Origin of the sequence: Pandoraea commovens, from assembly GCF_902459615.1 — a bacterium.
In the GTDB taxonomy this organism is placed as follows: Bacteria; Pseudomonadota; Gammaproteobacteria; order Burkholderiales; family Burkholderiaceae; genus Pandoraea; species Pandoraea commovens.
Genome location: NZ_CABPSA010000015.1, coordinates 47,537 through 58,871, shown reverse-complemented (window position 1 = coordinate 58,871; position 11,335 = coordinate 47,537). Strand labels below are relative to the sequence as shown.

General features: G+C 62.1%; 11 protein-coding genes and 1 other RNA gene. 8 read left to right on the top strand and 4 right to left on the bottom strand.

Translation table 11 applies throughout. The features are described from left to right. Positions 1-115 precede the first annotated feature (115 nt). Entirely contained in the window at positions 116-946 is an 831-nt protein-coding gene (locus tag PCO31010_RS25985; RefSeq protein WP_039396153.1) for a class II glutamine amidotransferase, read from the bottom strand. Positions 947-1,150: 204 nt separating this feature from the next. On the opposite strand from PCO31010_RS25985, the gene pyrC reads away from it, so the two are divergent. From pyrC to rnpB, 3 genes are all read left to right on the top strand, one after another. Further along, positions 1,151-2,188 carry a dihydroorotase gene (gene pyrC / locus PCO31010_RS25980; protein WP_046290882.1) on the top strand — a complete coding sequence of 346 codons (1,038 nt, stop codon included), beginning with the start codon at positions 1,151-1,153 and terminating at the stop codon, positions 2,186-2,188. An 89-nt stretch (positions 2,189-2,277) separates the two neighbouring features. Next, positions 2,278-3,024 carry a DUF3025 domain-containing protein gene (locus PCO31010_RS25975; protein WP_246184779.1) on the top strand — a complete coding sequence of 249 codons (747 nt, stop codon included), beginning with the start codon at positions 2,278-2,280 and terminating at the stop codon, positions 3,022-3,024. A 15-nt stretch (positions 3,025-3,039) separates the two neighbouring features. Further along, positions 3,040-3,449: RNase P RNA component class A (rnpB, locus tag PCO31010_RS25970), an RNA gene on the top strand. Positions 3,450-3,541: 92 nt separating this feature from the next. On the opposite strand, the gene PCO31010_RS25965 is transcribed toward rnpB, so the two are convergent. Beyond that, the gene (locus tag PCO31010_RS25965; protein ID WP_039396159.1) at positions 3,542-3,964 is read right to left on the bottom strand and encodes an OsmC family protein; all 423 of its coding nucleotides are present in this window, start codon (positions 3,962-3,964) and stop codon (positions 3,542-3,544) included. A gap of 651 nt (positions 3,965-4,615) precedes the next feature. On the opposite strand from PCO31010_RS25965, the gene rplM reads away from it, so the two are divergent. The 4 genes from rplM to erpA all read left to right on the top strand — a co-directional run bounded on the left by rplM (position 4,616) and on the right by erpA (position 7,118). Further along, a complete protein-coding gene (gene rplM, locus PCO31010_RS25960) occupies positions 4,616-5,044 on the top strand; it encodes a 50S ribosomal protein L13 (protein WP_010805091.1) in 429 nt (142 codons plus the stop codon). A 9-nt stretch (positions 5,045-5,053) separates the two neighbouring features. Continuing rightward, positions 5,054-5,449 (top strand): 30S ribosomal protein S9, encoded by a 396-nt coding sequence (gene rpsI / locus PCO31010_RS25955; protein WP_150666790.1) that lies wholly within the window; start codon positions 5,054-5,056, stop codon positions 5,447-5,449. 162 nt (positions 5,450-5,611) lie between these two features. Further along, positions 5,612-6,655 carry an N-acetyl-gamma-glutamyl-phosphate reductase gene (argC, locus tag PCO31010_RS25950; RefSeq protein WP_150666789.1) on the top strand — a complete coding sequence of 348 codons (1,044 nt, stop codon included), beginning with the start codon at positions 5,612-5,614 and terminating at the stop codon, positions 6,653-6,655. A 97-nt stretch (positions 6,656-6,752) separates the two neighbouring features. Further along, complete coding sequence (gene erpA, locus PCO31010_RS25945; RefSeq protein WP_039396169.1) at positions 6,753-7,118, top strand: iron-sulfur cluster insertion protein ErpA; 366 nt, start codon at positions 6,753-6,755, stop codon at positions 7,116-7,118. A 110-nt stretch (positions 7,119-7,228) separates the two neighbouring features. Here the strand turns inward: erpA and PCO31010_RS25940 are convergent, their stop codons facing one another. Then, positions 7,229-8,401: an anhydro-N-acetylmuramic acid kinase gene (locus tag PCO31010_RS25940; protein WP_150666788.1), complete on the bottom strand. Its 1,173-nt coding sequence runs from the start codon at positions 8,399-8,401 to the stop codon at positions 7,229-7,231. Positions 8,402-8,505: 104 nt separating this feature from the next. After that, on the bottom strand, positions 8,506-9,879 hold the full coding sequence (locus PCO31010_RS25935; protein ID WP_150666787.1) for a M23 family metallopeptidase: 1,374 nt from the start codon (positions 9,877-9,879) through the stop codon (positions 8,506-8,508). A gap of 202 nt (positions 9,880-10,081) precedes the next feature. On the opposite strand from PCO31010_RS25935, the gene tyrS reads away from it, so the two are divergent. Then, the gene (tyrS, locus tag PCO31010_RS25930; RefSeq protein WP_150666786.1) at positions 10,082-11,326 is read left to right on the top strand and encodes a tyrosine--tRNA ligase; all 1,245 of its coding nucleotides are present in this window, start codon (positions 10,082-10,084) and stop codon (positions 11,324-11,326) included. The last annotated feature ends 9 nt before the right edge of the window (positions 11,327-11,335 follow it).

The following is an 11,335-nucleotide window of genomic DNA, read 5'->3' as shown; positions in this document are numbered from 1 at the left end:
GAAATACAAAACGCCCGATGCGGTGCATCGGGCGTTTTAACCTGAAATAACTGTCAACCTATTTCAGGACTTGACAGTGGCGACGCGGGAGACGCCCCGCATCGCAGTCACTCGGTTACTGGCAGGCCGTGTTTTGCGCGTTGCGCAGACGGACCGCTTCCGGAATCGGCACCACCGTGCGCAGCGTCGGCGCGCCTTTCTCGAACAGAATAAGTTCGCCCGGCTCGAACGTCGTCCAGACTTCGTTGTCGGTGAGCGGTGCCGTCGCGATCACCGCAACGCGATCGGCCGGGGTGGTGAACTTGGCGAAATCGATCTCCCAATCGGCGTCGATCAGGTGCGCCTTCGTGAACGGCCACTGACGGGCGATGAAATGAAGCCGGGTCGAGCAGTGCGCGATCAGGGCCTGACCGTTCGAGAGCACGAAGTTGAATACACCGTGGCGCGTGATCGTGCGCGTGATGTCTTCCACCGCATGGAACAGCTCGTCGAGCGGCGGTTGCGAGCCCGGGAAGCGCTTGCGCAGACCCTGCATGATGTCGCAGAAAGCGCGCTCACTGTCCGTCGTCCCAACCGGCTGATAGACGCCTGAGAGAAACGGGTCGTAATCGTGCAGATCGCCGTTGTGGGCGAAGATCCAGTGGCGCCCCCAAAGCTCGCGCTGGAACGGGTGGCAATTCTCCAGCTCGACGATGCCTTGCGTGGCCTTACGGATGTGCGCGATGACGTTTTTGGACTTGATCGGGTACTTCTTGACCAATTCGGCGATGGGCGAGTTGGCCGCTGCCTGATGATCGATGAACAGGCGGCAGGCCTTGTCCTCGAAGAAAGCGATACCCCAACCGTCGGCATGGTGATCCGTGCCACCCCCACGCGCCGCGAAACCGGTAAATGAGAACGTGATGTCGGTCGGTTCCGCGCAATTCATTGCGAGCAGTTGGCACATGGGACGGGCAAATCGATGATTGGCTGCGCACGTCGTGTCTGAGCGCCGCAACCGTTACAATATGGGGTTACAGAAGCATAGCACCGGCCTCTGTGCACGTACATTCCCGCCCAGGCGGTCCGTCGCGTCGACGCGTCACTCGTTCGCACTTCGCAGCTACGGTCGCATTGGGCTAGACGTCCCTCCTGCCCCCGGAAAACGCCCATGAGCACCGAACTGACTATCACCCGTCCCGATGACTGGCACTTACACGTACGCGATGGCGACGTGCTCAAGAGCGTGCTGCCCGACAGCGCCCGCCAGTTCGGCCGCGCGATCATCATGCCGAACCTGAAGCCGCCGGTCACCACGACTGAACACGCGGCTGCGTATCGCGAGCGTATTCTCGCCGCACGCCCGGCTGGCAACACGTTCGAGCCGCTCATGACGCTGTACCTCACCGACAACACCCCGGCCGAAGAGATTCGTCGCGCGAAGGCGTCGGGCTTCGTCCACGGTGTGAAGCTCTATCCGGCCGGTGCGACGACGAATTCGGATGCCGGTGTGACCGATCTGGCGAAGTGCCGAGGTGCGCTCGAAGCCATGCAGGACGTCGGCATGCCCCTGCTCGTGCACGGTGAAGTAACGAGTTCGGACATCGACATCTTCGATCGTGAAAAAGTGTTCATCGACAAGGTGATGTCGCCGCTGCGTCGCGATTTCCCGGGCCTGAAGGTCGTTTTCGAGCACATCACGACGCAGGACGCCGCCGAATACGTCGCGTCTGCCGAAGGCCCGATTGCTGCCACGATCACGCCGCACCACCTGCTGTACAACCGCAACGCCATCTTCACCGGCGGTATTCGTCCGCACTATTACTGCCTGCCGGTGCTCAAGCGCGAGACGCATCGAGAAGCCCTCGTGAAGGCCGCCACGTCGGGCAGCCCGCGCTTTTTCCTCGGTACCGACAGCGCGCCGCATGCCCGTGGCGTGAAGGAAGCCGCATGTGGCTGCGCCGGTTGCTACACGGCGCTGCACGCGGTTGAGCTGTACGCCGAGGCCTTCGACAAGGCGGGCGCGCTCGATAAGTTCGAGGCGTTCGCGAGCTTCTACGGCCCGGACTTCTACGAACTGCCGCGCAATGCAGACAAGGTCACGCTGGTGCGAGAAGACTGGACGCTGCCTGCGGAACTGCCGATGGGCGACCAGACCGTCGTGCCGCTGCGTGGTGGTGAAGTCATCGGCTGGAAGTTCAAGGGCTGAGGTCGTTGGATTCGGCGGGCGCGACATCCGAACTGCCGGAGATCGACTGGCGCGCGCCTTGGTTTAGCGCCGTGTCAGGGCCAGCTCAGTTGGCCCTGACCGGTGACGACTGGCGCGGTGCACTGTCGTCGCTGGCCGCGAACGCCGGTCTGGTCAGCGGGCAGGGGCAGGCACTTCGCTTCGTCGCGCAGGACGATCTACCCGTCGGTGTCGCCTATGAGGCGTTCATTGCGTCCACCGGTGGCGTGCCGACTCGCCGGAACCTCCACGACTTCTTCAATGCGCTGATCTGGCTGACGTTTCCGCGCGGCAAGGCGGCGCTCAACGCGCGTCAGGCGTCGGCTATCGAGGCTGACGGTGTGCAATCCACCCGAGGCGCGACACGCGACGCCGCAACGCTCTTCGACGAGAATGCCGTCGTTTTTGCCTGCAGCGATGCCACACTCGGTGCGGCGTTGCGCGCGTTCGACTGGCAGACGTTGTTCGTAGCGCGCCGTGCCGACTGGGGGCGCGCTTGCGAAGTGCAGCCGTTCGGGCATGCCTTGCTGGAAAAGCTCGTGACGCCCTACAAGTCGGTGACCGCGCACGCATGGATCGTCGATGTTCCCCAGACTTACTTCGAATGGGCGGACGAGCGACGGCGCGAGTGGCTCGACACGCAGATCGCCCCGACGCTGGCATCCGTCTCCCTCACAACGCGTGATTTCTCGCCGCTGCCGGTCCTGGGTATCCCTGGCTGGTGGCCTGCGAACGACGATCCGGCGTTTTATCGTGACGTGTCCGTCTTCCGTCCCGGGCGCCGTGATCGGGCGCAGCGTCGACATGACGCCCCGTGATACACTTCGGCCCGCAGAGTCGGCCAGACAATCGCCGCCTCCTTTCGGGGAGGGGGAGGAAAGTCCGGACTCCATAGGGCAGGGTGATGGCTAACGGCCATCCGTCGCGAGACGCGGAACAGGGCAACAGAGAACAGACCGCCGATGGCCCCTGGCGCAAGTCAGGGGATCAGGTAAGGGTGAAACGGTGCGGTAAGAGCGCACCGCGGCGTGCGGCAACGCACACGGCACGGTAACCTCCACCCGGAGCAATTCCAAATAGGCAGGTGAGCGGCATGCGCCTCGTGCGTGTGCCGGCAACGGGGCCCCCGGGAGCCTGCGGGTAGGAAGCTTGAGCGGCGTAGTGATGCGTCGCCTAGAGGAATGATTGTCAGGCGCGGCGCGAGTCGCGTTCACAGAATCCGGCTTATCGGCCGGCTCTGCATCCCAACACAATGCAAAAGGCTCCCCTCGGGAGCCTTTTGTGTTTCAGCGCTTGCCACCGCCATGTGTGCCGCGCCGACGGCGACCGTCGCTGTCAGCCTTCCACGATCTCGACGCTGTGCGTGAGCTCCGCCGTCTTCGCGAGCATGATCGACGCCGAGCAGTACTTGTCGTGCGAGAGCGTGACCGCACGCTCCACGGCGCTCGGGTTCAGATTGCGGCCCGTCACGGTGAAGTGGAAGTGGATCTTCGTGAAGACCTTGGGGTCTTCGCTGGCGCGCTCGGCCTTGAGCGTCACGCTGCAATCCTTGACGTCTGCGCGGCTCTTCTTGAGGATCATCACCACGTCGTACGCCGTGCATCCGCCGGTGCCGACCAGCACCATCTCCATCGGACGCGGCGCGAGATTGTTGCCGCCGCCTTCCGGTGCGCCGTCCATCGCGACAATGTGTCCGCTACCCGTCTGTGCGACGAAGGACATGCCGCCCGGGCCCATCCAGCTAACCTTGCATTCCATATTTCGAAACCCCGATATCCCATTCAAGCAAAAATTGTAGCGGCTTCCGAGAACCTGCGTACGACGCCGCCTCAAACCTGTGTGACCGCGAATCGCGCCTCAGGTTGTTGCATCGCAATATTGGCGCTTTTTTGATCGGGTTTTGAGGGGGATAAACCCTAAATTTAGGTTTTGCCTTCTAGGTGGTGACGCTGTAGGGGATGCGGAAAAGTTTTATCTAGTTGATTTTTAATGAGTTTTTGTGATATCGCTCATTTCTTTTGCTTTTCACATTATGGTGTTGCATTTCGCACTATAAATTTTCTTGCGTTGCACCATACCATTTGCTAGACTTCAGTCATTGGTTGTTGTGCTTCACAGCAACGCTGCAAGTGTCTCCTCCACCCTCCTCCTTTGGTGGATTTAACCCGGACCCATTGAGGTTCGGGTTTTTTTTTGTGCCGCCGGAAACGTCGGCCGGAAACGCCGTTTACCGGTGGGGCGATTTTTCTGTATAATCAACGGCTTTTCCGGAAATGCCCACGGAAAAAGCATCAGGGAGAGCCTGCAAGCACAGGACTGCGCCATGTGACCTCGCGTCGCAAGGACGTGGCCGGCAGACAAGCAGGAAGTTGGTGTTAATGGGGCAAACGCATTTTATTTGGATCGATCATGAAGACGTTTTCCGCTAAGCCGGCAGAGGTGACGCGCGAATGGTTTGTGATTGACGCGACGGACAAAGTCCTCGGCCGTGTCGCCAGCGAAGTGGCACGCCGTCTGCGCGGCAAGCACAAACCTGAATTTACGCCGCACGTTGACACGGGTGATTACATCATCATCGTCAATGCTGCCAAGCTGAAAGTTACGGGCGCAAAGCAAACTGACAAGAAGTACTACCGTCACACCGGTTACCCGGGCGGTATCTACGAAACCACGTTCGGCAAGATGCAAGAGCGCTTCCCGGGCCGTGCGCTCGAGAAGGCCGTGAAGGGCATGCTGCCGAAGGGTCCGCTGGGCTACGCGATGATCAAGAAGCTGAAGGTGTACGCCGACGGCAACCATCCGCACGAAGCGCAGCAACCGAAGTCGCTCGAGATCTAAGGGCCAGCCATGTTCAAAAACGATTGGAATTACGGCACCGGCCGTCGCAAGAGCGCAGTGGCTCGTGTGTTCATCAAGGCTGGCAAGGGCGATATCATCGTCAATGGCAAGCCGATCAAAGAGTACTTTGCTCGTGAAACGTCGCTGATGATCGTTCGTCAGCCGCTCGAGCTGACCAACCACGGCGCAACGTTCGACATCAAAGTCAACGTCTCGGGCGGTGGTGAAACGGGTCAGGCTGGTGCGGTTCGTCACGGTATCACCCGCGCACTGATCGACTACGACGCGACGCTCAAGCCGACGCTGTCGACCGCAGGCTTCGTTACGCGCGATGCCCGTGAAGTCGAACGTAAGAAGGTTGGCTTCCACAAAGCCCGCCGTCGCAAGCAATTCTCGAAGCGTTAATCGCCACGAGTGCTTGTGGGCATCCGCTTCGGTGGATGCAAGGAAAGGCCGCCTCGCGCGGCCTTTTTCTTTTGGCGACGCGTGAGACGCGGGGGGCGTTACCGTCCCACAAGTGTCGTCGAAGCTTGATAGAATCGCGGTTCCGATTGAAAGGGGTAGGACATGGTCAAGGTAGGTATCGTAGGCGGCACCGGCTATACCGGTGTGGAGCTGCTCCGTTTGCTGGCGCAGCACCCGGAAGTGAAGTTGACGGCGATCACCTCGCGCAAGGAAGCGGGTACGCCGGTCGCCGATATGTATCCGAACCTGCGAGGCCGTGTCGACCTGGCATTTTGCACGCCTGACGACGCACGTCTGACGGATTGCGATGTGGTGTTCTTTGCGACGCCGCACGGTGTGGCGATGGCGCAGGCGCGCGAGTTGCTGGCCGCCGGGGTTCGCGTGATCGATCTGGCAGCGGACTTCCGTCTGAAGGACACCGCCACGTTCGAAAAGTGGTACGGCATGCCGCATTCGTGCCCGGACATCCTCGAAGAAGCCGTCTACGGCCTGCCAGAGATCAACCGCGACAAGATCAAGAGCGCGCGCGTGATCGGCTTGCCGGGCTGCTATCCGACGTCCGTGCAGCTGGGCTACGCGCCGCTGTTCGCGGGTGGCCGCAAGCTGGTCGACCCGAAACATCTGATCGCCGACGCCAAGTCGGGCGCGAGCGGTGCGGGTCGTAAGGGCGAAACGTCGCTCATCCTCGCGGAAACGGCTGACAACTTCAAGGCTTATGGCGTGAAGGGTCACCGTCACCACCCGGAAATCAAGCAGGGTCTCGAGACGATTGCCGGTTACGAAGTGGGTCTGACGTTCGTGCCGCATCTGTTGCCGACGATTCGCGGCATCCATTCGACGCTGTACGCGACGATCCTGCCTGAAGCGCGCGACACCGACTTCCAGGCGCTGTTTGAAACGTATTACGCCGGGGAGCCGTTTGTGGACGTGCTGCCGGCCGGCTCGATGCCGGAAACGCGCTGGGTGCGTGCGTCGAACTATGTGCGCATGGCCGTGCACCGTCCGAACGATGGCGACACGCTGGTGATCCTCGTTGTCGAAGACAATCTGGTCAAGGGCGCGTCCGGTCAGGGCGTGCAGTGTATGAACCTGATGTTCGGCCTGCCCGAGAACATGGGCCTGACCCATATTCCCGTACTGCCGTAACGGTATTTATCGTCACTAAGCGCTTGATTTTCCGGCGTTCGGCACGATTTGGGGAATAGGGCTAGAATGACACCAAACCGATTTATGGAGATTTGCGATGAGCGCACTGCTTGAGGACGCCGTCACGGAAATGCCCGCATTCCTGGTCTTTACGGACAGCGCTGCGGACAAGGTCAAGCAACTGATCGACGAAGAAGGCAACCCGGACCTGAAACTGCGCGTTTTCGTGCAAGGTGGCGGGTGCTCGGGCTTCCAGTATGGTTTCACCTTCGACGAAGATGTTAACGAGGACGACACCGTGCTCGACAAGAACGGCGTATCGCTGCTGATCGACTCGATGAGCTATCAATACCTCGTCGGCGCCGAGATTGACTACAAGGAAGACATCAACGGCGCGCAGTTCGTGATCAAGAACCCGAACGCATCCACCACGTGTGGCTGCGGTTCCTCGTTCTCGGTCTGAGCGACGCGACAGAAGTCGTCCTGCCGTAGTAAGAGAAAGGGCCCGGAAGGGCCCTTTTCTCGTTTACGTCACGATCGGGTCGCGAGCGTTGCAGATACCGTCGATAAATCTCAGCGCGGGTAGATCGCACCCAGAATGCGCAGGCCCTTCGCTCCTGTGACGGACGGCAGATTGCCCGGCTGACGCGTCACGCAACGCTCGGCCAGCCACGCGAATGCGCGGGCTTCGACCTGATGCGGCGGAACGCCAAGTGCGTCGGTCGTCGCTACCGTCACACCCGGCAGACGATCGGCAATGGCCTGCATGAGTGCATGGTTGCGCGTGCCGCCGCCGCAGGCATAGAACCCCCGGCAGTCGGGGGCGAAGCGCAGCACGTCGTCTGCAACGCATTGCGCCGTCAGTGCGACGAGCGTCGCCTGAACATCGACCGGCGACACTTTCGGGAAAGCGGCAAGGTGGTCGTCGAGCCATTTCGCATGGAAGAGGTCGCGTCCGGTGCTCTTCGGCGGCGTCTGACGGAAGTAGGGCTCGCTAAGCAGCGCGGCGAGCAGGGCGGGGTCGACACGGCCCGTCGCGCCCCATGCACCACCGTCGTCGTAGGACTTACCGAGATGGCGTGCCGCCCAGCCGTCGAGCAGCGCATTGCCCGGACCGCAATCGAAACCGGACACCAGTTGGCCCAGCGCGGCGGCGGGCAGAATGGTCACATTGCTGATGCCGCCGAGATTGCACACGACACGCGTCTCGCCAGCGTCCGAAAACATCGCCTGATGATAGGCGGGCACGAGCGGCGCGCCCTGGCCGCCTGCCGCCACATCGCGGCTGCGAATGTCGGCCACCACGTCGATGTTCGTCAGTTCGGCAAGCAATGCGGGGGCGTTGAGCTGGCGCGTGTAGCCGATGCCGTCGAATTCGCCGGGGCGATGCCGGATCGTCTGCCCGTGCGCGCCGATGGCGGATACCGCAGACGTGGGCAAGCCTGCCGCGGCGAGCAACTGCGTCACGCACTCGGCATACACCCGCACCAGTGCATTCGCCGCAAGCGCTTCGCGATGCAGTTCGTTGTCCGAGGGCGCTTGCAGCACCATCAGCGTCTCACGCAGATCGTGCGGGAATGGCAAATAGGCTTCCGCGAGCACTTGCCCGTCGGCAGACGAGACGAGCACACCGTCGACGCCATCCAGACTGGTGCCGGACATCAGGCCGATGTAGCAGGCGGACTTGGTGGAGGCAGCGAGGGAGGCGGTGGCCGGATCGGCCATGTGACGAGCGATGTCGTTCATGTGCGGGCGCGCGCGTGCGATGAGCTTGAGAAGGAAGTCCGGCACTGCGCACGGCGCGTCGATGGATCAGACGTCACCCCGCACAGTGCGGACTCCAGCATACCTCAATCGCGTTCGGCGACTTGCACGGTGCGCATCAGATCGATGCGCTTGAGCAGGTTCTCGGCGTACATGTCGAACAGCTTCAGGCGGTTGCCCGCGAGCGGGGCGACGGCGGCGACATCCGTTGAGAACGGATTACGCGGCACACCGTTGAGGCGCAGTTCGTAATGCAGGTGCGGGCCGGTCGCCCAGCCCGTCTGACCGACGAAGCCGATGACCTGACCTTGCGTCACGCGCGTGCCGGGCTTCATCCCCTGACCGAAGCCGGAGAGATGGGCGTAGCGCGTCTGATAGTTGCCCGCGTGCTCGATTTCGACCAGATTGCCGTAACCGTTTTGCGTGCCGACGAACTTCACGACGCCGTCACCCGCAGCGAACACGCGCGTGCCGACCGGAGCGGCCAGATCCACGCCTTCGTGCTTCTTCCACTTGTGCTGGAACGGATGCTCGCGACCGCCGAAAGCCGACGAAATCCGCGAGAACTCGACCGGCGTGCGCAGGAAGGCTTGCTTCAGGTTGCGGCCGTCGAAGCCGTAGTACGCACCGTCGGGCGAGTTGCCCTGCGGATCGGCGTACCAGATGGCCTGGTGCGTCTTGCCCTGATTGATGAACTCGATGGCGAGCACGCGCCCGGTGCGAACGGTGCGATCCTGCTGCTTGATCACCTCGTACACGAGGCGGAAACGGTCGCCACGGCGCACGTCGCGCTGGAAGTTGATCACGCCGGAGAAGATGTTCACCATCTGCGCGACGACGGCGTCGGGCACACCCGCGTCGTCCATCGCGGTGAAGAAGTTGCCCGCGATCGCACCTGAGCGCATGGCCCATTCGGTGTCGTTCGCCAACTGCTCCATGCGCGCGCGCAAACGGCCGGCGTCGTTACGCTCGATCACCAGTTGCTGTGCGGCGGTGCTGCCGGTCGACAGGACGGTGGAGAGCGTGACGAGCTTGCCGTCGTCATCGGTTTCGGCCTGAACCACTTGCCCGGCGGGCACGCCGATCAGGCGACGGGCGACGGCATTCTCGCGAATGAACTTCTCGGCGGCGGGATCCTGAATCGACAGCCGGGAGAGCATGTCGCCGAGGGTTTCGCCGCGCCGCAGCGCCACTTGATGGATAAAGGTCTGGGATTGCGCGTCGAGCTGCTGGATTTGTTTGGCCAGATCGGGGAAGGTGAGCGGCAGAGTCACGCTCGCACCGTTGCGTGCCGAATCCGGCACCATCGGTGCCACGCCGAAAGCGGTCACCATTCCCAACGTCAGGGCCGAACCGACCGTCGCCACGATTTGCACCTTTCTGCGACGGTGCTTCGGCTGCGTGGGATCGATCAGGGTCAGCAGTTCACGCGCAAAAAAATCACGGAGTTTTGGCCACATCACGTAAAATTCTGCGCAACTTACGAAAAAAGCCCGGGCGGAGCGACACGCTTCGAGATTGCCTGCCGGAATATCCGGGGCAACCCGGCGTCGCTTCGGCCCGAGCCGAGAATTGAGCGGCGATTATAGCAGACCCGCCGCTGCCTCCGCCTTTACTGCCTGGATAAGGGGAAACCCCCGACCCAGTCTGGACAATGATGTTATGACAAGTGAACACGCACTCACCTCGGAAAAGAAGTACCCCGTGACCGATGCCGCGCGCGCTGCGCTGGCCGTCGCCAAGCGCGGCTGCGACGAACTCCTCGTGGAAGAGGAGTTCCTGCAGAAGCTCGCGCGCAGCGAAGCCACCGGCAAGCCGCTGCGCATCAAGCTGGGTCTCGATCCGACCGCGCCCGACATTCACATCGGCCACACGGTGGTGCTCAACAAGATGCGTCAGTTGCAGGATCTGGGGCATACCGTCATCTTCCTGATCGGCGATTTCACCTCGCTGATCGGCGATCCGTCGGGCCGCAACAGCACGCGTCCGCCGCTCACGCGCGAACAGATCGAAACGAACGCGAAGACCTATTTCGAGCAGGCCGCGCTCGTGCTCGACCGCGACAAGACCGAAATCCGCTACAACAGCGAATGGTCGATGAAGCTGGGCGCCGACGGCATGATCAAGCTCGCGTCGCGCTACACGATGGCGCGCATGCTTGAGCGTGAGGACTTCACGAAGCGCTTCCAGGGCGGCGTGCCGATCGCCATCCACGAATTCCTCTACCCGCTGATGCAGGGCTATGACTCGGTGGCGCTGGAGTCCGATCTGGAGCTTGGTGGCACGGACCAGAAGTTCAACCTGCTCGTGGGCCGCGAATTGCAGAAGCAATACGGTCAGGAGCCGCAGTGCATTCTCACGATGCCGTTGCTCGAAGGGCTGGACGGCGTCGAGAAGATGTCGAAGTCCAAGAACAACTACATCGGTATCAGCGAGAAGCCGAGCGACATGTTCGGCAAGCTGATGAGCATCTCCGACACGCTCATGTGGCGTTACTACGAGCTGCTGTCGTTCCGCACGCTCGAAGAGATTGCGCAACTGCGCCGCGACATCGAGGAAGGCCGTAACCCGCGCGACGTGAAGGTGCTGCTCGCGCAGGAGATCGTGGCGCGCTTCCATTCGCAGGCCGACGCCGAACGTGCGCTCGAAGAGTTCAACGCACGCGCCAAGGGCGCCGTGCCGGACGACATTCCGGAAGTTTCCCTCGATGGCGCCCCGCTGGGTATCGCGCAACTGCTCAAGCAGGCTGCGCTCGTGCCGTCGACGTCGGAAGCCAACCGCAACATCGAGCAGGGCGGCGTGCGCATCGATGGCGAAGTGGTGTCCGACAAGGGCGCGAAGATCGACGCAGGGACTTACGTCGTGCAGGTCGGCAAGCGCCGCTTTGCACGCGTGACGCTCGCCTGAGCGTCGGCG